General features: G+C 63.4%; 14 protein-coding genes and 3 tRNA genes. 8 read left to right on the top strand and 9 right to left on the bottom strand.

The genetic code is table 11. From position 1 onward, the window contains the following. Positions 1-29 precede the first annotated feature (29 nt). From drmB to KIT89_RS09055, 3 genes are read right to left on the bottom strand one after another with little or no spacing between them, the layout of a single operon-like run. Complete coding sequence (gene drmB, locus KIT89_RS09065; protein ID WP_297600545.1) at positions 30-1,823, bottom strand: DUF1998 domain-containing protein; 1,794 nt, start codon at positions 1,821-1,823, stop codon at positions 30-32. Further along, positions 1,820-4,969, bottom strand: a complete 3,150-nt coding sequence (locus KIT89_RS09060; RefSeq protein WP_297600541.1) for a helicase-related protein — start codon at positions 4,967-4,969, stop codon at positions 1,820-1,822. Before KIT89_RS09060 ends, drmB begins: the two co-directional genes overlap by 4 nt. Continuing rightward, positions 4,939-9,648 carry a DEAD/DEAH box helicase family protein gene (locus KIT89_RS09055; RefSeq protein ID WP_297600539.1) on the bottom strand — a complete coding sequence of 1,570 codons (4,710 nt, stop codon included), beginning with the start codon at positions 9,646-9,648 and terminating at the stop codon, positions 4,939-4,941. The genes KIT89_RS09060 and KIT89_RS09055 overlap by 31 nt, the downstream gene beginning before the upstream one ends. A 154-nt stretch (positions 9,649-9,802) precedes the next feature. On the opposite strand from KIT89_RS09055, the gene KIT89_RS09050 reads away from it, so the two are divergent. Continuing rightward, complete coding sequence (locus tag KIT89_RS09050; protein ID WP_297600537.1) at positions 9,803-10,894, top strand: DNA cytosine methyltransferase; 1,092 nt, start codon at positions 9,803-9,805, stop codon at positions 10,892-10,894. Here KIT89_RS09050 and KIT89_RS09045 read toward each other — a convergent pair. Continuing rightward, complete coding sequence (locus tag KIT89_RS09045) at positions 10,891-11,202, bottom strand: hypothetical protein (RefSeq protein ID WP_297600535.1); 312 nt, start codon at positions 11,200-11,202, stop codon at positions 10,891-10,893. The two genes, KIT89_RS09050 and KIT89_RS09045, sit on opposite strands and share 4 nt — an antisense overlap. Before the next feature lie 111 nt (positions 11,203-11,313). Continuing rightward, on the bottom strand, positions 11,314-11,592 hold the full coding sequence (locus KIT89_RS09040; RefSeq protein ID WP_297603980.1) for a hypothetical protein: 279 nt from the start codon (positions 11,590-11,592) through the stop codon (positions 11,314-11,316). A gap of 80 nt (positions 11,593-11,672) precedes the next feature. Here KIT89_RS09040 and KIT89_RS09035 point away from each other — a divergent pair, with 80 nt between their 5' ends. Together KIT89_RS09035 and KIT89_RS09030 are read left to right on the top strand one after the other, a co-directional pair. Beyond that, a complete protein-coding gene (locus KIT89_RS09035) occupies positions 11,673-12,077 on the top strand; it encodes a hypothetical protein (RefSeq protein ID WP_297600533.1) in 405 nt (134 codons plus the stop codon). 203 nt (positions 12,078-12,280) lie between these two features. After that, the gene (locus KIT89_RS09030) at positions 12,281-12,574 is read left to right on the top strand and encodes a hypothetical protein (protein ID WP_297600531.1); all 294 of its coding nucleotides are present in this window, start codon (positions 12,281-12,283) and stop codon (positions 12,572-12,574) included. Between the two features lie 463 nt (positions 12,575-13,037). Here the strand turns inward: KIT89_RS09030 and KIT89_RS09025 are convergent. The 3 genes from KIT89_RS09025 to KIT89_RS09015 all read right to left on the bottom strand — a co-directional run bounded on the left by KIT89_RS09025 (position 13,038) and on the right by KIT89_RS09015 (position 13,350). After that, positions 13,038-13,110: transfer RNA gene (locus tag KIT89_RS09025), tRNA-Phe, on the bottom strand. Positions 13,111-13,169: 59 nt separating this feature from the next. Then, positions 13,170-13,246, bottom strand: a tRNA-Asp gene (locus KIT89_RS09020). A gap of 28 nt (positions 13,247-13,274) precedes the next feature. Continuing rightward, a tRNA-Glu gene (locus tag KIT89_RS09015) sits at positions 13,275-13,350 on the bottom strand. A 344-nt stretch (positions 13,351-13,694) separates the two neighbouring features. Here KIT89_RS09015 and KIT89_RS09010 point away from each other — a divergent pair. After that, entirely contained in the window at positions 13,695-14,924 is a 1,230-nt protein-coding gene (locus KIT89_RS09010) for a M23 family metallopeptidase (protein WP_297600528.1), read from the top strand. 9 nt (positions 14,925-14,933) lie between these two features. Then, a complete protein-coding gene (locus tag KIT89_RS09005; protein WP_297600525.1) occupies positions 14,934-16,262 on the top strand; it encodes an NlpC/P60 family protein in 1,329 nt (442 codons plus the stop codon). On the opposite strand, the gene KIT89_RS09000 is transcribed toward KIT89_RS09005, so the two are convergent. Then, positions 16,259-16,750 carry an inorganic diphosphatase gene (locus KIT89_RS09000; RefSeq protein WP_297600522.1) on the bottom strand — a complete coding sequence of 164 codons (492 nt, stop codon included), beginning with the start codon at positions 16,748-16,750 and terminating at the stop codon, positions 16,259-16,261. The two genes, KIT89_RS09005 and KIT89_RS09000, sit on opposite strands and share 4 nt — an antisense overlap. Positions 16,751-16,829: 79 nt before the next feature. Between KIT89_RS09000 and tilS the strand changes: the two genes are divergently transcribed. The 3 genes from tilS to ftsH all read left to right on the top strand — a co-directional run bounded on the left by tilS (position 16,830) and on the right by ftsH (position 20,544). Next, positions 16,830-17,879, top strand: coding sequence for a tRNA lysidine(34) synthetase TilS (tilS, locus tag KIT89_RS08995; RefSeq protein ID WP_297600520.1), 1,050 nt, complete (start codon positions 16,830-16,832; stop codon positions 17,877-17,879). A 9-nt stretch (positions 17,880-17,888) separates the two neighbouring features. Then, positions 17,889-18,443, top strand: a complete 555-nt coding sequence (gene hpt, locus KIT89_RS08990; protein WP_297600516.1) for a hypoxanthine phosphoribosyltransferase — start codon at positions 17,889-17,891, stop codon at positions 18,441-18,443. Positions 18,444-18,546: 103 nt separating this feature from the next. After that, positions 18,547-20,544: an ATP-dependent zinc metalloprotease FtsH gene (gene ftsH / locus KIT89_RS08985; protein ID WP_297600513.1), complete on the top strand. Its 1,998-nt coding sequence runs from the start codon at positions 18,547-18,549 to the stop codon at positions 20,542-20,544. The last annotated feature ends 8 nt before the right edge of the window (positions 20,545-20,552 follow it).

Genomic DNA, 20,552 nt, shown 5'->3' with positions numbered 1-20,552 from the left:
AACTGAAGGTCGAACAGTCGCTTGAAGCCCTAATCCGCTGAGGTTGTGATGGCCTGCAAGAGGCCCTCCAGCAACCCGGGTGCGCTCCCGTCTGTGGAACCCACGAGCATCACCCGGTCAAGCAGAAGGTTGAAGCCGTCGCACGACGTCTCGGAAGTGAGCAGGCATGAATGGCAGGCTGCGAGATTCAGCCCGTCGAGGTTCTGAGGTTGCGACTCACCACAAACGGGATCGTTGGAGCACCAACTCAACTGTTCGGCGGCCCGAGCGAGAGTGTTCCCCAATCGATCGGGCTCTCCTTCTCGCACGAGTCCGCCGAGGGTTCCCTCCGGATCGCTTGATGTCGTGTAGATGAAGACTCCGTAGTCTCCTGAAGATTCGCAGTAGATCCGTTCATGCAGGGACGCGGCGGGGTAGCCCGAAGAGAACGCGAACTCTCGGAGAAGAGCGTGAGCGAATGAATGCAGCGCTACATACTGCGCCGAGAACGGGTGTAGCCGCTTTGAGAATCCCGATGCATCGAACTTGTCTGCCAGCTGCTTTGATCGCGCTTGAGCTCCCGGGCTGTCGGACCAAGTATCGAGTGCGGTTGAGTTGAAGCGGAGGAAGACGCCTTCACCGAAGCCTTCATACGCTGGTAGCCACTTGGCCTCAGTGCCGTCGTGCGCCACCGAGTCGACTAGGTCGGAGTCCGGTCGATAGCGTTTGAAGCCGAGACTTGCCCGTACTTCGCGCAAGCGGTCGACGAGGATCACACTGTCAATGAGTCCAGCGAGGGCTCGTTCGACGATGTCGCCTGACTCGCGGTTGAAGCTCTGAGAACGAGTTTTGAAGTTCTCTTCATCAGCGTCGTCGTTCGCCGCTGCCCGAAAGGCCGCGAATTCTTCGCCGAGGATTGCGCTCCGGACCGGTCCGCCCTCGTCATCTGCAGCTTGGTCTCGTCGCACAATGGAGAACACCAAGTCCTTGGTGATCCCAAACTCATCCGCGATGCGCTGAGCCATTTGGGCTGCAAAGGGGTCGTCGAGCGGTGTGCTCTTCAAGCCAAGGTAGTAGGTGCTTGTGCGAATTCTGTCTTCGATGTCCAGCGTCGACGCCGAGAGGTCGGGGATATCGATTGCGGCCTCTGTCTCCGCATAATGGAAGCTTGTGGCTCCCCGCTGCATGACTTCCAGAGGACCTTCGCAGGTCCCCCAGCTGGATTCCCACGGCTGAGTTCCGTGACATCTGAGGCCTTCGCGGATGAGGACATCTCCGCGAAGATCGCCTAGCGTCCTCCTACTTCTGCACTTGTCGCACATCACTTCGAGGCCAGAAAGGCCGGGGGATCCACCGTCGATGGGTCGGAAACGAAGGGAGCCGCTGTCGCCGCAGTCTGGCGTCGCGCCTGGTGCTCGATGTAACCATTCGGACCAGGGAACGTCTGCGGCATGACTGCGTTCACGACAGACCACGACAAAGCGCAGCGGGACGAGCCGCCCGGAATCGCTCGGACACTCCGGGCTCTTCCCGTTCTCGAGCTTGCCCGTCCAGCGAATCATCCGCCGACAGGTCTGGCAGAACAGCCAAGCGGGGTACCGGATGACCGGAATGCCGAGAGAGTTGGGGCTCTCCATGTCATCAGATGTGGGAGGGCCGTAGAACCGCTGAACCCCCAGCCTGGAGGAAAGCCGTAGGCAATCGATGGGGGTTAGAAGTGTGCGCTTGGGCCACTTCTCGGCCGTCAACGTCATGAATGACTCGCCGAGAATGTCGACCACTGCCCCGGGGCCGAATGGTGCGATCAACTTGGCTACGCCAAGCTGCAGAATCCTCTTGCTCACGCCTTCTCCCCCCGAGGCCGAAGGCGTACTCCGCGTTCGACAGATCGCATTGAATGCATCGTTGGCCACCCCTGGCCGCTATCACCAAAAGTCTTCAGCAAGCGTTCTTCCCCGCTCTTCGACCCCTGGTACTTCAGTTTCCCTCCAGTGCTCTTCGCGCGCGCGCTCCAGTCAGCGACCGCTCGACGAAGCTCGGCTTCGACGGCAGGCGCTTCTCTCTCGTCCGCGATCCGAATGTGATCCATCAACAAGTTGATTGCCTTTCGGACGAACGCGGAAGACTCATCAAAGGCGGCCGCATCGTCGTTCTTCGCGTAGCCAGCCGCATGACGCATCAAGATCACGAGTGCGGCCCGCAGCGCCCGTTGACGGGCTTGGAAGGCCCATGGCGTCACCGAAGTCGGCTCCACGAACCTGTAGAAGGAACCGTGGAAAGTCCGGAAGCCCTCGAACGTGGACCGGTCTCGCGCCTTCCCCGACCGGTACAACGTTAAAACGATCCCCGGTACCTTTGCGCGCCCGACGCGACTTGTTGCCTGGATGTACTCCGCCGTTGTCTTGGGTTGACCGTTCACGAGCATGAGCCCGAGACGATCCACATCGATTCCCACGGACAGAATGTTCGTGGCCGCGATCGCGTCGATCACATCGGGTGAGCCTTCCGAAGCGCTCAGGCGCTCGAGGATCTTGACTAGCTCATGGGAGTCCACGTTGCTGGTCAGTTCCTCAATTCCCTCTGCTCCGATCTTTCGACCAGTGAATCCTGATGTTGCCTCACGCTCCAACATGGTCCTCACATCGTCGCGGAGGATCGTCACCGTGCGACCGAGCTCCCTGAGGCTGTTGTGATACGCGACCAGCGTCCAGTACGCGTCACGTTCGGCGTCTGATAGGGACGGTATCGCAGGGGGCGCTGCCATGAGTCGGCCGGCGGCTTGACCGATCGCCCAGGCAGGCGCGAATGCCTGCGGCAAGATGCCAACGTAGAGGCGTCCGGGCCCCTCTCGATCCAGTTCGGCGAAGTAGTTGTCGTCAGCGTCCAAGCCACTCGGCGGAAAGACATCCACTCTCGAGGCCATGAGGCCCCGAACCTGCTCGTTTGCCGAGCGAATTGTTGCGGTGGAAGCCACGATCTTGGGAGAGCGTCCACGCCACTTGAGAAGTGCGTGGATTGCAGCCTCATAGATTCCGACGATCGTGCCAAGCGGGCCAGAAATCAGGTGAAGCTCGTCCTGGATCACGAGGGAGGGCGGGTTGAACGGAGAGCCACTGAGTCCGAAGATGGAACCGCCACTAGGAATCCAAGCCAAGCGCGCGAACTTATCGACCGTAGCGACCACGATTGTCGGGGGGTTCTGGAAGATTCCCTCATCGACGACCTGCATGGGCAAGAAGGCGTGGAACTCGCAATACTTATTCACGCAGTTGATCGTGAAACTTCTCCCTGTCGCGCGGAAGCCATATGCGTCATCCCTCAGGGATCTCCGTTCGGGCATCAGCTGCGTATCGCACCACGGACAGGTACGAACCTGGAATGGGTTGCTCGGACTGAGTTGTCCTCGCGCTTCTGTCAGGATGCGTTCCGCCGCCTTGTAGTCGTTGGGAGTAGTAGTGCCACCCAAGAGCAGCCCGATGCTGAATTGCGGCGTGTGCGAAGGTAGCGTGCCATTCCGTCGTAGTAGTTCCAGGGCGCAGACGAGCCGTGCCGCCCGCTGGAACTGCTGGGCTGTCAGCAGGCGCATCGTGTATCGCGTGATTACTGCGGTTCCTCCGCCAGCCAAGCCGTCCACCAGCCGGCGTCGAATCATCTCGAACGCGGCAAGGCCAAGGTAGGCCTCGGTCTTTCCGCCGCCCGTGGGGAACCAAATCAGATCGACGAGCTCGCGATCGTGATGGTCCTCCTCGGCTGTTGAGGCCAACGCCATGAGGATGAAGGCTAGCTGGAAGGGTCGCCAGGCGGGTTCCTTCTCCGGAGGCGGCTCGATTCCCCTAGTGCTTTGCAGCCTCATCGCGGTGTTGGCGAGTTGGAAGGCTTCGCGAATCAACCCTTCGTTCTCTATGAGGAGAATGCCCTCACGCATACGGATGGTTGCCTGCTCCATCCGATGGACGAGCTCACGGGCGACTTCGCGGTGCTTGCCCGCTGACTCAGCTTCTGCCTTCCGATCGGACACCCATCCTTCGTACTCAGCTACGAACACGGAAAGTGCATCCGTGAGGACTCTCGATTGCAGGCTACGGTCTGCCAACCAGGACATTCGTAGAGCGTCGCTCGAAGCTTCACGTGGCTTCACCCGAGGCACTGTCTCGGACGGCAGAGAGTCTGTTGAGATTCGTGTGACTGGCAGGTCATCGGTCCAGTCCGCAGCGACCCCGTGCCCGATGGCATAGCTGAGGTGATTCCGGAATCGGTACTCGAGTTCGCGGTCCTCCGGCGTCGCGTTCACGACGACATCTCCTGGGTACGGCTCAATGACACCCCCAACCGCCTCGACGTCGTATCCACACTGGAAGAGGACTTCTTCTACATCCTTCTTCGCTCGGCCAAGTGGCACTTGCGCAGTGTTCGAGAGCGAGACGGTGACGATCTCCGCATGCTTGCCCGTCCTCGAACGCCACTGCAATCGAGCCCGACCTCCCCAGATCGTCTCTTTGCCACTGGTTCCCGCGGCGATAATCACGGACTGCTCTTCGAGCGCCGTACGACGCCAACGCCCTTCCGTGCCGTCGGCAGACTGTTCGTGCCCTTCTTCTTCTCGGTTGTATGAAGCGCCTCGAACGCTGACGACTAGCTCGGGAGCGTCATGCATAAAAGACAGGCCCATTGAAGACGGTGTCCACCCCGAGGCGGCAGTAAGGTTCCCGATGTCGTCCTGGTCGTGATCCTCTTCGTCAGGGAACTCCGGGTCAATGTCGTCCTCGACCCCCGCTTCGTCGGGGCTGAGGTCTTCATCGAGCGTCTCAGGCGCGAGACCCTCTCCGACTTCAGTCGGAAAGAGCATTCCTGTCAGGTACGCATAGACCGGGTTTGACGCGAGGAGTTCGTCGTCTCCGTCCCGTGGGCCCACGAAGTTGCGGTTCAGGTAGTTGACGAACTCGTCCTGGCCAGCCGATCTCACTTGTTCTTCACGCCCTTCTTGGCCCACAGGTAGTCGAACTCCGTGAATGCCAGTTTTCGATCGAACTGGGTGAAGGTGTCCGCCACGTTCACGACGAGGCACTCATCGGTGCCTCCGTTCAGGGGTCCCCGGAGCCCGCGCCCCACCATCTGCACATACCTATTTGGGGAGAAGGTCGGTCGCGCAATGTAGAGAGCCCGAACCTGTGGGGCGTCAAACCCTTGTGTCAGCAAGTCGCAGTTGACGAGAACCTTCGTCTCCCCCGACTTGAAGGCATCGATCTTTCGCCTGCGTTCCTGGCCCCTCATTTCTCCATCGACAGCGTCCGCTTTCCTGCCCAGGGTCCTGATCAGCGCGGCCGTCACGTGGGCAGATACGACCGAGGGGGTGAACACCAAGATCGGCCAATCTGCATCCTGCCCCATGATGTGGTCGACAAGCTGCTGTGTGCGGTCGAGGTTCTCGCCAAGCTTGATGAGTGTTGCTCTCGAAACATCATCCCAAGCGCGCGCCCCTGTGATCCCCTCGGTCGGGGCGTCGTCCACGATCACACCATCCAACAACTGGTGTTCGACCCGGGAGAGCACCTGCATTTCGCGGAGCTGGCCGATCGGGTCTTCGAGGTCGAGGGCGTTCAATCGCCTTTCACCGAATCTGGCAACGAACTGCTTGTTTACTTCGACGTTGGTCCCCCGATATGGGGTGGCAGTCAGCCCGAGCAGCGACCGCGCCGTCGAGGACCCTCGAGCGTCTCGGGTGATCCCCAGCCAGCTCAGGATCTTGGTGTAGGTCGGGGAGCCAGCCGTGTGCGCCTCATCAATCACGACGAGTTTCGAGTCCCGGAGCCACTCGTGAGCGCGACTCCCTCGGTCGATCATCGATGCCAGCTTGGCGTCGGTTGCCACCACGACCTGTAGCTCTTGAAGTGATTCATCCGCTTCGTAGTTGCCCCAGTATCGGGTGATCTCGAGCGGCCGCTCATCCCCGATGGCGCGCCAGACCTCAGCCCAGGAGTAGATCGCTTGCTCACACAGCTCTTCCGATTGCGCAATCCAGAGGACGGGCGAAGCGAGCTCCTCATCTCGCAGCATCGCAACGATCGACTCCGTGGTCACGCGCGTCTTGCCCGCGCCAGTCGGGAGATACAAGAGCCCGCGTCTGTGCTGGCCATCCTTGTCTCGAATGAGGACAAGCTCGCGTATCTGATCGCGCAGCTTCATCTGGAAATCGTGCAGCGGTTTGAGGTCAACTTTCCCGAGGACCAGCTCGACTGGAGCCGCTTTCTTCTCGCGCGTGCCGGCATACGCGCGAGGGAACCCGAGCGAAGTCACGAACTGATCAGCTTCAGCTGTGCCGTCCCAGGCCCGGGGAACCGCGAGCCCCGCAGCCCCGAGAGGCTCCTTGAGCCAACGCAGTGAGTCGTTGCTGCGCGTCGTGATGAATAGGTCTGCGACTTCGAGGTCAGATTTCTTGCCCTGGCGCTGTTCGATTACCCCCAAGAGTCCATGCGGGAGGTTTTCGACAAGGGCGTCGCGACCGACAAGCAGCAGAAGCTTCTTGGCCTCAGACGGTTCAGCGAGTACGTCCTGCACGAGTTTGCTGTGCCGCAGTTCCCTGTCGTTCGCAATCACTCTCGCGGCGTCTGACTCGTTCAACCCAAGTCGTAGCGCGGCACTCAACTGAATGAGCTCGGCAATTGGATCAAGCTCTGCATCAATGAGCACAGTCTTGCCGTCCACGTGGGCCGCGAGTCGTTGCTCTCGGACTCCTGCCGGACTTGTGGTTCGCCTGGTGATTCTGATGCACCGACGAAGCGTGTAGTCATCGACCGAATGGGCCACGGCATCACGGAGGCTCGGGTACACATCCAGGACGGGGACAGCGTCTTCGCTTGGCGTCCAGTCGATCGCCCTTGCGATGACGTCAGCAGCTCTTTGAACGCCCCATGCATTTACGAGCGCGTCGTCCCAAGGCCCGGACGGTAGGTAGCGGAGGCTGTGCGACCCGAGATCGTCCATTTCCTCTGTCGTTGCCAGGACGACTTCAAGGACAGGCGTTAAGCGGACATGTTGATTCTTCGGGTCGAAGGCCGGCAGCTCGTCCACCCTCTTGAACGCCTTGCGGGTGGAGGCTTCCGCAAGTAGCTCCGCGAGGTGCCCGGGTTCGTCCGCGGAGAAGTTGTCGCGGGTGAAGAGCGCTTTGAAGGCAGCGTCCGGCGCGTCGACAAGGCTTCTGGGGAACGGGTACGCGCCAGCGAGTTGCGGCAATGCAATTGCGAGGTACTGACCGAATTGTGAGAGCGATGATGCCAGAGCGGTCCTGATCGGCTGGGGGCCGAGGGATGTGGGAACTCGCCCAAAGGCCTCCACGGCCCAAACGTCAGGGGCGACCATGGTGACCGTCGCGTCCTTGCTCTGGCCGGAGATTCGAAGGCCTGCCGTCACTGAACCTGACCGGTTTGCCAGCAGGATTCGGCTAGACCATTCAGCCAGTGCTCTCGACGCCTGAGGATCGGCGATTTCGGAGAGCTCTAGCAGGACGTCAAGGGGCCCTGCTCCATGAGGGTCCGAGAACTTGAGTGTTGCGCTCCTGCCGCGACCGTATTCCTCTTGGACCTTGGCATTGACATCCTGCTTCATCTTCTCGGAGTAGATCTCGAAGACGCGTTCGCGGTGTACTGGGTAGCTGTGAATTGGGTCGACGAGACATCCGGCTATTTCGAGCAAATCGCGCCGCCCCGCGACCGCCTGGAACGAGGGTTGCCTGGAGGGGATCCCCGGAGCCATCGCCGGATCCAGGAACACATCGATTGCTTCTCGCCAGGTTCCAGCACTTGTAGGCACCTTGATCGGAACCATTCGCTCCTGCAGTGTCTCCAAAGCGCTTCGGCCGCCAGAAGGTGAAGCGTTTGCCAGCACGATCCAGAACTGAGCCCAATCAGCATCTGTCCAGTTGGCATGGCCAGTCATCGCGGTCGCCAGGGCAGCTTGATCTGCTGAGACTTCCTTAACCCCGAGCTCAGACAACTTCCTTCGAATGCCAGGGTCATCGGCAAACTCGGCTTCTACCATCGACACGCCTAAGGGCGCCTCTGAATGTGCCACGGGGAGGAGGACTGCTGCCGCATCCGCCGCTCTCGCGAAACCTCCACCTTCGAGAGGGATGATCATTCCGTTCTGGAATTGCTTCCAGATCTCTTCCTTCTCTTCCTTCAGGCGGAGGAATACCGATAGGGCGGCGTCGATCGCATCCGCCGACCGTGCCTCGGCAGCTTCAGAGAGCCAAGATCCAGGGCTGACCGTGACACAGATGGGACGCTCATCGTCGCCAAGGAGCAGCTGTGCCAATCGGGCTCTGCGAGTGGGCGTTCGGTAGCAACTCCAGTGGGGGGCGTCGGCAGCGCCCGCACCCTCTGCCCAACGCTGCATTGCCTCCAAAGGGAGGTCGAACGGGTTTGGTTGGCTGGACATGAAGGGTGCACGGACCCGTGAAGGCGCCCACATCTCTCCTCGTCCTGTCGGGATCAACTCGTATTTCCGAGCCATTTGCGGAATACGTTCGGAAAGGAACTTGTCAGCAGCAGAGCGCGTCTCTCTACCTCTCGCGGGCAAGACATCGAAGTGCTTCGCAGGATCCTCCGGAGTTGACTCAAGAAGCGCCGCCTCCAATAGGAGCTCTGCTGCTACTCCAAGGAGCTCCTTGTTTAGCGCGCTGCCCGGCAACATCGATGTGCGGTCATCATTGACCTGCCAGGGCGCGTTGAAAATGCCGCTTGCGGTGGTCTCATCTTGCAGGGGGAACCAAGCCCAGAACTCACCTACTCCTGACTTACCGCTCTCCAGTGCATAATAGACAGTGACCTCGTCACGCCGGAATAGTCCAGGAAGGTCGCGAGCGACGCCCTCTGAAACATGATGTGCTCGCCGAAGCACTCGCCAGTTGGTAGCCTCGCCATCAGGCGCCTCAAGCTCCACAAGCTGCGAACTTGTTCCGGGACGCCGGCGAAAGACTTCTCGGCGCAGTCCTCCCTCGGCATCCGAGAGGGAAATGTCGACTTGTGCCAGGTTGTCCGGGAAGAGCAGGTAGCGGACGTCGAATTGTTTGAGGCGCTGGCGTAGTCTCTCGCCGCCGCGCGTGAGAGGTAGCTTCACGATTGTTGAAGCCCAGCCCATCATCTCCGCGACATTCGGGTCGTTCGCGGCGATCGAGTGAGCGTCGAGCAAGCTCGGCACTCGAAGTGTCGGCAGTCGAGACGTGTCGTACGGCAACCCCTCGAGCAGTGATGTTGCCTCAGGTTCGTTGAAACCGAACGAGATCGTTCGGCTGAGGATCTGCGGTCTGTTCGTCACCCCGAGCACGGATTTGAATCCAAGCCCGAAGCGGCCGATCTTCTCATCTGCTTTGGAGCTAAGGAATGCACCTGTGACGGCCCGGATTCCGGCTGAAGCGAACGGTTCGCCCTCGTTGGCGCAGTACAGGCTGCCATCGGCTAGCCGCAGCTCCACGCGACCGGGCGATCCCAACTGGTCGATGGCATTCTGAAGTAGCTCCTCGATTTGCCGTTCGCCGTATCCGCCCGCCTGGAAGTTGTCCTCCATGCCCACATGCTCGGCAAGGAGGTCGGGGTCATTGCGGTAGTTCTCGATCGTGATCCGCTGGCGCTCAAGTACCTGCGCTTCGAGCGAAGGATCAGACTTCTCCCACATATAGGGGCCAGCCTCCCTTTAGGTGAACATCACTGTTCGTTGACTTCGCTTCAACATATCCCGAGCGTCCGACAAATCGAGGCACCTCAGAAGTGGTGGCAGGGGATGTGAGTCGCGCAGGTCTCTCAGCCCGCCTTCCTCGTAGGATGGCGTGGTGGCTGGCGACATTCGAATTCTCGACTTGTTCGCTGGCGCGGGCGGCCTTTCATCTGGACTTCGAGAGGCCTCGGACCGGTTCAAGACCGCAGGCGCCGTCGAATGGGATGTGGCCGCTGCCGCCTCGTACGCCGCTAGCCACGGTCCCGATTCGGTGTTTGTAGGCGACATTCGGGAGTGGCTTCTCGGCGAAGTCCCGTCGGTGGATGTGATCGTCGGGGGCCCGCCGTGCCAGGGGTTCTCCAGCTTGGGCAAGCGTGACGTTGAGGATGAGCGCAATGCGCTCTGGCGCCAGTACGCAGAGACCATTAGGCGCGCCAAGCCGAAGTACTTCGTTGTCGAGAACGTCGCTGAGTTCAAGCGCTCCCCTCAGTTCGGCCAGTTCTTGGCAGCGACCGAGCCTGGGGGAGAGCTCGACGACTACGCGTTCGATGCAGATGTCTACAACGCTGCCGACTTCGGCGCAGCCCAGTCTCGTCGTCGAACCGTCATGATCGGCTACCACCGAGACCTCGGGTCTCCTGGTTCCCTTGCCAAGACTCACTCCGCTAGCCCAAATGACGGGCTACTGCCGTGGGTCACGGTGCGGGATGTGTTGGCTAAGGTGCCCCGCCTCCCTGATCGAGATGAGTTGCTGTCCGAGAGACAGACAGAGTTCCACGGTCGAGCCTTTCCTGGGACCTTCGTAGCTCGTGACATGCACTGGAGCCGGAACTACACGGCTCTTTCCTTGAAGCGGTTCTCTGTGATTCCTGAAGGGGGTAACCGTCGGGACTTGGAGCCGTATCCGGAGTTGATGGCCCCATGTTGGGTCAAGCACAAGACGGGGTCTGGCGATGTGATGGGCAGACTCCGCTGGGACAAGCCCTCTGTCACGATCCGTACTGAGTTCTTCAAGCCAGAGAAGGGTCGGTACATCCATCCCGTCGAGGATCGTGCGATCACGCACTACGAGGCTGCTTTGCTGCAGGGCTTCAGCCCGAGACATCGATTCGTTGGTTCACGCACCGACATTGCCCGCCAGATCGGGAACGCGGTACCGATTCCGCTCGGAGCGGCGATCGGTCGACTCCTCGCGGCCGCTCTTTAGCCAGTGGCCTTGCGCTTTTCGCTGGCGGAGGAGGCCAGGGCCTCGAGCTCCACGTTCCAGCCTTCTTGCGTCAGCTCCCACGGGTGACTCCTGTCCCGATTGACCGGCTTCAGGTATCCGTTGTTTCGGAGATATTGGGCCGCCCACCGGATGTCGTACTGCCAGGTGTAGAAGAGGTCGCCTGACTGCCGCAGATCTGCCTCGTGCACCTGCCAGACGTGTTTGGTGACATCCAGCACAGTTGCGGAGCCACCAAGCGATCGCAGTGCATCGACGACGAAGACCCTGAACTCATTGCGGTCAGCCATGAGCGCAGCCTAACGAGCAGTGCGGTGAACTGAAACTCCCCCAACAACGGAAGGGCCGGGGCCTCCGCAGAGACCCCGGCCCGAGCATCCGTCGGCCGGACGAGCTGACGGCTAGCTCGCCACGAGGTCGAAGCGGTCGGCGTTCATGACCTTGGTCCAGGCGGCGACGAAGTCGTGCACGAACTTCTCGCGGCTGTCGTCTTGCGCGTAGACCTCGGCGTATGAGCGCAGAATCGAGTTCGAGCCGAACACGAGGTCGGCGCGGGTGGCCGTGTGCTCCACCGTGCCGGTCGTGCGGTTGCGCAGGTTGTAAGAGTTGAAGCCGGCAGGCGCCCACACATAGCCCAGGTCGGTAAACGTCGCGATGAAGTCGTTCGCGAGCGCGACCACGGTGCCGGTGACGACGGCAGCCTCTGGCCCTCAGCTGATGAGGCCGAGCCCAGATACCGTCTGCGAGATATGGTCAGGCTATGCCTGAACTCGTCGATGCTGTTCAGACCACCCTGAGCACCGACTTCGCGCTTCTATCGGCCGGGCAGGAAGAGGCGGTTCTCAGCCCGGCTGCCTCGTTTGCCGGGTCTGCTCCGGGATTCATCAGCCTCGAAGCGGGAAGCAAGTACTCGCGCGCGCATCTTCGCGCAGAAGGCTGGGATGCCCGCCCGTCGACCCCCGATGGCTGGGAGGACATAGACGACCTCCCTTTCGAGGAGGTGCCCGCTGCGGGCAAGCTCATGCTCAGCGGTTTCGATGCGGGAAAGGTCGGTCTTGACGTGTCTGGGCTCGGCCGTGGGCGAGTCCGGGTTTTGGCACGGGGTCGCCCTCGCTATCAATATGACTCCGGGGTCGATCTAGACTCGATGGCTCCTGAGGAGTGATTGCTGCAGCCGTACCCTCACGACGGCCCCATCGACCCGATGGACGGGGGCCTCGCCGGATCGCCGGTGGTGGTCACTCTCAGTCGCCGAGCTCGCCGTGGCGGGCTGCGATGCAAGGGCTTCAGTCGTCTGGCTGGTCGGATGTGCTAGCGGACTCGAACGGATTCCGTCTCGCATACTTGGAATTGTGGTCGGCGGCACCCATGACTCGACTCGAACTAGCGAAACGCATGGCTCGGAGGATGCCGCCCTGGGAAATGGGTGGTTCAGATGCTGAGGAGATGGCGGTGCCGCCTCGGTCGACTCTGAACGGCAGTGTCGACCTTCTGGCTGCACTCAGCGATCGGATGCGTATCGCCACGATCGGCGATGCGATCGACGCCCTCATTGCAATCGGTCTCCTTCTCGTCGAGGAGAGAAGGGGCGAGCAGCTGCTGATTCCCAATCCGTCTCCGCAGCCCGCGTGGGAGCGCAGGGGCTGGTCGGCGATGACGTGATCAGGGCGCGATCCCGTGCGCTCCGCAGCGAGTATTCCAGCATCGTGAGCAACCTCGAATACGCTATCGCGTGGCGCCGCGAAGAAGGATTGACCTCGACTCCGCGGGCGATGTCGATCCGGTGGTGCACGACTTTGGAGAACGTTCTCGGCGGACTACGTTTTCTTGGCGGAGCCCTGAGTGTGCGAGCCGACCGCGAGCCAGGTTCGAAACCGAGATCGATCCACACGAGCCAATCACGGTGTGGAAAACGAATCAGCCCTACAAGTTTCGCTGAGCACGTCGACTAGCCGGGCCTCGTCACGACGAAGCCCGCCTCGACTCGCCCCGAGCATCCCTCGGCCGGAGCGGCTGCCGGCCAGCTCGCCAACAGGTCGAATCGGTGTGCGTCGTGATCAGGCGGCTCGTGAGCGCGGAGGCCCATCAACGACGGAACCCCCGCACTCGGCGGGGGTTCGATCAGTGGCTCCGACCGGCATCGATCCGGTGACCTTTCGATTTTCAGTCGAACGCTCTACCAACTGAGCTACAGAGCCTCGAGGCCCGAAGGCCCCGATACGGAACAAGCCCCCTCCGAAGAGAGGGCCCATTGCCGTGGCGACCCTGACCGGACTTGAACCGGCGACCTCCGCCGTGACAGGGCGGCGCGCTAACCAACTGCGCTACAGGGCCAAACATATTCAGTTGTGTGGTGCTCTGCTGGTGACCCCAACGGGATTCGAACCCGTGCTGCCGCCGTGAAAGGGCGGTGTCCTAGGCCACTAAACGATGGGGCCTGGTGGCGCGAGCCGCAAAGCAACCGAGGCACAAGCATACGGTGCGGGCCCGCAGTTTGCCAAACGCGGGGCAGAGCGGGTTCAGCGACGATCCGAGCGGCCTCCCCCGAGCAGGCGCAGTCGCGGGTTACCGTCGCCGCACGGGTGTGCCCGCTTCGGCGGGGGTCGCCCTGCGTGCTGTGCGGCGAGAATGCTGGCCGAACAGCGCGCTCGTTGATACTGTTGTCAATGGTGCTCATGTGAGAGTTGCGACATAACGTGATCGCAGGTCGACTCATGAATGCCGGAAGTGGGTAGGCGCAATGCAGTCACGACTGCGGTCACACACACGCTGGGGGAGCGGGATGACGACGACGGAGGATGCCGCCGTGCGGCCGCACCGCCGTCGCGCGAGCGCCTTCACGGCCGCCATCGCGGCCATCGCCCTACTCGTGACAGGCTCGATCGCCACCACCGAGAAGCCGGCCTACGCCACCGACTACCCCTCATGGAGCGACGTGCTCGAAGCGCGACGCAACGTCGCCGCCGCTCAAGCCAAGATCACCCAGATCAAAGCCGCCATCGCCGCGATCACCGCCGAAGTGCAGCGCACGCAAGCCATCGCTGAAGAGCTCGGCACCGTCTACTACGAAGCCCAGCTCGCCTTCGACGAAGCCGCCTACACGGCCCAGCAACTGCAGAGCCAAGCCGACGAAGCTCAAGAGCGTGCCGACGAATCGCGACTGCGCGCCGGCCAATTCGTCGCCGAACTCGCTCGATCGGGCGGCGGCGACCTCTCAGCCGCGCTCTTCACCAACCCCGGCCAGGCCGACTCGCTGTTGTCACGCCTCGGCTTTGCCAGCAAGATCACCGAACAGGCCGACGGAATCTACGCGGTCGCACTGCAAGACCAGAACGCCGCCCAATCGCTGACCGACCAGGCCAACGTCGCCGCCGAGATTCGTGACCAGTTGCGGCTCGAAGCTCAAGCCGCCTACGAAGCCGCGCAAGCGGCAGCCGAAGCCGCGCAAGCCGCGCTCTTCGCACAGCAAGAGAACCAGGCGCGACTCGAAGCCCAGCTCGCCGTGCTCGTCGAAAACCGTGACGCGACCGAGAAAGACTACGCAGCGGGCATCGCCGCGCAATACGGAGCTGGCTCGAGCCTCAACGCGGGGCAGATCGTCAACGGCTGGGCGGTTCCGGTCAACGGCTGGATCTCGTCGCACTTCGGCACGCGCGTGCACCCCATCAGCGGCAACGTCGCCTTTCACGCCGGCACCGACTTCGCGGCACCGTGCGGTCGCCCCATGTATGCCGCCTCGAGTGGCACCGTCGAGTACGCCGGCTGGAACGGCGGCTACGGCTACTTCATTCGCATCAACCACGGCAATGGCCTCACCACCGGCTACGCGCACATTCAGCAAGGTGGCATTCTCGTGCAGATGGGGCAGCCGGTCACGGTTGGCCAGAACATCGCCCGCGTCGGCACCACCGGAACCTCCAACGGCTGCCACCTGCACTTCGAGGTGCGCGAAAGCGGCACCCCCACCAACCCGTTGCCCTACCTGCGCAACAAGGGGCTCACGATTGGGTAGCCGGCTCTGATGCGACGCCCCGAGTGGCTCGCGATCAGAGTCGTCACCCTCGTGACGGCTCTGGTACTCGCGCTCGGGGTGACCTCAGCACACGAGCACTCGGCACTCGCGGCGCCGAATGCTCCGAGCTGGGACGACGTCGAAGCCGCCAAAGGCGATGTCGCCGCCACCGAAATCGCCATCTCGCGCATCATCGACACCGTGCGCTCGCTCGAAGAGCAGTATGCGGCGGCGGCGCGTGAAGCCCTCGCGCGCGGTGAAGCCCTGCAGCTGGCGCGAGCCGCCCTCGACGACGCCGACCACGTCGTGCGCTCGATCGAACGGCAACGAGACGCCGCCCTCGAACGCGCAGACACGACAGCGCGTCAGGCCGCACAGGTCGCGGCGCAACTCTCACGAGCGGGCGGCGGTGACATCACGGCGGCCCTCGTGACGAGCGGCGATGACGCGGATGCCCTGCTCTACCGCCTCGGAACCATGAGCATTCTCGGCACCCGCGCCGACGCCGTCATGGCGCTCGCCGTGCTCGACCGCAACGTCGCCACCTCACTGGGTGAGCAAGCCGCCGTCGCTCGCGCCGAACGCGAACTGCGCGCCGACGAAGCCCAGACCGCGCTCGACGAAGCAGCCGCCGCCGCCGCTCAGGCCGAAGCCCGCGTCGCCGAGCACGAAACCACCCTGAGCCGCTTGTCGGCCCAACTGGCCACGCTCACCGGTCGCAGTGCGGCACTCGAACGCGAGTACCTCGACTCGATCGGCGGGGGAGGCAACGGCGGTGGCGCCGGCGGAGGCGACGGCGGAGGGTCACAGAACCCGGGCAACCCGGCCCCGAGCCCCAGCAACCCGGCACCGTCACCGAGCAGTCCTGCCCCCAGCCCCAGCAGCCCGGCGCCCTCGCCGAGCACCCCGCCCGTCACGCCCCCACCGTCAGGGGTCGGCCCGCCGAACGCCACCATCGTGAATGCCGCGATCGCCTTCGCTCGCGCACAGCTCGGCAAGCCCTACCAGTTCGGTGGCAGCGGCCCGAACTCGTGGGACTGCTCGGGGCTCACGATGATGTCGTACTCGGCGGCGGGGCTCGCGATCGGCGGGCACTCGGTGTCGGCGCAGTACAACCGCGCGGCCACGCGCGGGCAGTTGCTGCCCTACGCCCAGGCGCAGCCCGGCGACCTCATTTTCTACAGCTACGGCGGCTCAGCATCCGGGTCGAAGTATCACGTCACCCTCTACATCGGCAACGGCCAGATGCTCGAAGCGCCCTCACCAGGCAACCCCGTGCGCATCGTGACGGTGCGCAACTACGACCGCATACCGGTCGTCGCGCGCCCCAGCGCCTAGTGCGCCGGCGGCACGTAGGCGGCAATGCCGGCCTGAATGACCGCCTCGGCTTCGGCGGCGTCGCCCCAGCCCTCGGTCTTGACCCACTTGCCCGGCTCGAGGTCTTTGTAGTGCTCGAAGAAGTGCTCGATCTCTTTGCGCGTGAACTCGGGCACATCGTCGACGTCGTGAATGTGATCCCACCGCGGGTCTTTCGCGATCACGCAGACAACTTTGGCGTCACTGCCGCCGTCGTCGGTCATGTTGAAGACGCCGACCGGGCGCACCGACACACCAACCCCCGGAAAGAGCGGGTACTCGGTGAGCACGAGCGCATCGACCGGGTCGCCGTCAAGACCGAGCGTGTTCTCGAAGAACCCGTAGTCGGTCGGGTAGACGAACGACGTGAAGAGCACGCGGTCGAGCATGACGCGACCCGTCTCGTGGTCGATCTCATACTTGTTGCGGCTGCCCTTCGGCACTTCGATGATGACGGGGTAGGCGCCCACAGGGGTGCTCCTTCGACGAGAGAGATGGCGGAGAAAATCGGCAGGGTCGCGCAGGCGAGACCGGCTCTAACCTTAGTGGATGCCCCCCGCACGCCCCTCGGTCGACTCTCGTCGGCCCCGCCTCACCCCGGCCGTCGCCGACGTGCGGCGCGCGGTGCGTGAGAGCCTTGCCGACCTGAGTGCAGAGGGGTCACCGCACGAGAGCTCGCGACCGCTCGTGCTCGTCGCCCTCAGCGGGGGGCCTGACTCGCTGGCCCTCGCCGCGGCGACCGCGTTCGAAGCTCCCCGGCTGGGGGTGCGCGCCGGCGCCGTCGTCATCGACCACGGTCTGCAAGCCGAGTCGGCTACGGTCGCCCGACGCGCGGCAGACGCCGCCCTCGCGCTGGGGCTCGACCCCGTGCGAGTCGAACGGGTCGCCGTCGGTGCGCAGAACGGCCCCGAAGCGGCGGCACGTGATGCACGCTTCGAGCGCCTCGAGAGCGTGGCGCGCGGCCTCGGCGCTGCGGCAGTTCTGCTGGGCCATACCCTCGACGATCAGGCCGAGACGGTGCTGCTCGGCATCGCGCGCGGCAGCGGCACCCGCAGTCTGGCCGGCATGGCCGAGGTCTCGGGGCTCTACCGCCGACCGCTGCTCGGCCTGCGACGATCGACCCTGCACGCCGCCTGCGCCGATCAGCAACTGCTGCCGTGGCACGACCCGCACAACGACGACGAGCGCTACACGCGCGTGCGCGTGCGGCACGCAGTGTTGCCGATGCTCGAAGAGGCACTCGACGCTGGCGTGGTCGACGCGCTCGCCCGCACCGCTGCGATCGCCCGCGAAGATGCCGAGGCGCTCGACCGCATGGTCGACGAAGCCACCGGCGACGTGGTCGAACACGCCGAGGCCGGGTGCTCACTGCCCGTCGCGTGGCTCGCCGCCAACCCTGCAGCGCTGCGGCACCGCATGATCCGCCTGGTGGCACGAGCAGAGTTTGGCGTCTCGATCAGCCGAGACCAGACGCTCGAGGTCGCCAGGCTCGTCACCGACTGGCACGGGCAAGGTGCCGTGCACTTGCCCGGCATTAGGGTGGAGCGCACGGCAGGCAGCATTGTGTTCACCGCCGCCGAAGACCGCGACCAGCGTTGAAGGAGCCCCGTGGACGTCGAAGACATCCGCTCTGACCTGACCGAAGTGCTCGTCACTGAGCACGAGATTCACGAGAAGCTCGCCGAGCTCGCGCGACGCGTCGAAGCCGACTACGGCGACACCCCGCCCCTGCTCGTCGGCGTGCTGAAGGGCGCCGTCATGGTGATGGCCGATTTCGCGCGCGAACTCAATTGCCACGTCGAAATGGACTGGATGGCCGTCTCGAGCTACGGCGCGAGCACTGAGTCGAGCGGCGTCGTGCGCATTCTCAAAGACCTCGACACTGAGATCGCCGGGCGCGACGTGCTCATCGTCGAAGACATCATCGACTCGGGGCTGACGCTCTCGTGGTTGCGGGCCAACCTCGAATCACGTGGAGCCAAGAGCGTCAAGATTCTGGCCCTGCTGCGCAAGCCAGAAGCCGCCAAGGTCGAGGTTGACGTCGAGTATGTGGGCTTTGACATTCCGCCGGCCTTCGTCGTCGGCTACGGGCTCGACTACGCCGAGAAGTACCGCAACCTGCGGGCCGTCGGCGTGCTCGCCCCGCACGTCTACAGCAGCTGAATCTGCCCACCGCGAACTTCCACCCCTTCCCATGGTGGCGCGCGATAACCTGGCGGTCTTGCTCGAATGACAGAAAGGTGCGCGCCCGATGGCTCGCCAACCCATGACTGCGAAGCGCTTCTTTCGCGGGCCGCTGCCCTTCATCCTCGTCGGTGCCGTGGTCATCTGGGCGGGTTTCGCACTGCTGGGCGGCATCGGCGGTTTTCGCGAGATCAGCGTGCAGCGCGGGCTCGAACTGCTGCAGACCGAGACCATCACGTCGGTCAAGATTGTCGACCGCGAGCAGCGGGTCGACGTCGTGCTCGCCGAGGCCGACGACGAGCTCGGTCAGAACGTGCAGTTCTACTACGTCGAGCAGCGTGCCGACGCGATTATCGCGGCCGTCGACGCGGCCGATATCGAGGGCGAGTTCACTGACGAGGTTCCGCAGTCGAACTTCTTCGTCAGCGTGCTCGGCCTGATCATCCCGTTTCTCATCATCGGCGTCATCTTCTATTTCTTGCTGACCCGCCTGCAGGGCGGTGGCGGGCGTGTCATGCAGTTCGGCAAGTCGCGCGCGAAGCTCGTCAGCAAAGAGACCCCGCAAGTGACCTTCGCCGATGTCGCCGGTGCCGAAGAAGCCATCGAAGAGCTCGAAGAGATCAAAGACTTCTTGAAAGACCCGGCTCGGTTCTTGGCTGTCGGCGCTCGCATTCCGAAGGGTGTGCTGCTCTACGGCCCTCCCGGCACGGGCAAGACGCTGCTCGCTCGCTCGGTGGCCGGTGAAGCGGGCGTGCCGTTCTACTCGATCTCGGGGTCAGACTTCGTCGAGATGTTCGTGGGCGTCGGTGCGAGCCGTGTGCGCGACCTCTTCACGCAGGCGAAAGAGAACTCGCCCGCCATCATCTTCGTCGACGAGATCGACGCCGTCGGTCGCCACCGCGGCGCCGGCATGGGTGGCGGGCACGATGAGCGCGAGCAGACGCTCAACCAGATGCTCGTCGAGATGGACGGCTTCGACCCCAACACCAACGTCATCATGATCGCGGCCACCAACCGGCCCGACATTCTCGACCCGGCCTTGCTGCGCCCGGGCCGCTTCGACCGTCAGATTCAGGTCGATGCGCCCGACATGAAGGGCCGCGCGAAGATTCTCGGCGTGCACGCCAAAGGCAAGCCGATGGCCGAGAACGTCGACCTCGAGGTGCTCGCCCGCAAGACTCCCGGCTACACGGGCGCCGACTTGGCCAACGTGCTCAACGAGGCCGCACTGCTCACCGCGCGTGTCAACGGCGAGATCATCACCAACGAGGCGCTCGACGAGGCCGTCGACCGCGTCATGGCCGGCCCGCAGCGGCGCACGCGCATCATGCGCGACCACGAGAAGCTCATCACCGCCTACCACGAGGGCGGCCACGCGCTCGCGGCCGCGGCGATGCGGCACACCGACCCCGTCACGAAGGTGACGATTCTGCCGCGCGGTCGAGCGCTCGGCTACACGATGGTGCTGCCGATCGACGACAAGTATTCGGTGACCCGCAACGAGTTGCTCGACCAACTCACCTACGCCATGGGTGGCCGCGTGGCCGAAGAGATCGTCTTTCACGACCCCACGACGGGTGCGTCGAACGACATCGAAAAGGCCACGTCGATCGCGCGCCGCATGGTCACCGAATACGGCATGAGCACCGACGTCGGCGCCATCAAGCTCGGGCAGTCGAGCGGCGAGGTCTTTCTCGGCAAAGACATGGGCCACCAGCGCGACTACAGCGAGAAGCTCGCCGAGCGCGTCGACACCGAAGTGCGGGCACTCATCGAGCAGGCGCACGACGAAGCCTGGAAGGTCATCAACGACAACCGCGACATTCTCGACCGGCTCGCGACCGAGCTGCTCGAGAAAGAGACGCTCGACCACCTGCAGCTCGCCGAGATCTTCGCCGACGTCAAGAAGCTGCCCGAGCGCCCGCAGTGGCTCTCGAGCAGTGACCGACCGCTGCCCGACCTGCCGCCCGTGCCGATGCCGAGCAAGGCACCCATTGACGCGGGTGCCCTCGCCCACACGACGCACGATGGCGCAGCGAGCGCCCGCGCCGCCGACCGCCCGGCATCACCGCGAGACTGAGCACCGAC

Source organism: Microcella sp. (assembly GCF_025808395.1).
Lineage (GTDB): Bacteria > Actinomycetota > Actinomycetes > Actinomycetales > Microbacteriaceae > Microcella.
The sequence above is the reverse complement of the archived record's forward strand: the minus strand, read 5'-3'. Positions and strand labels throughout refer to the sequence as shown.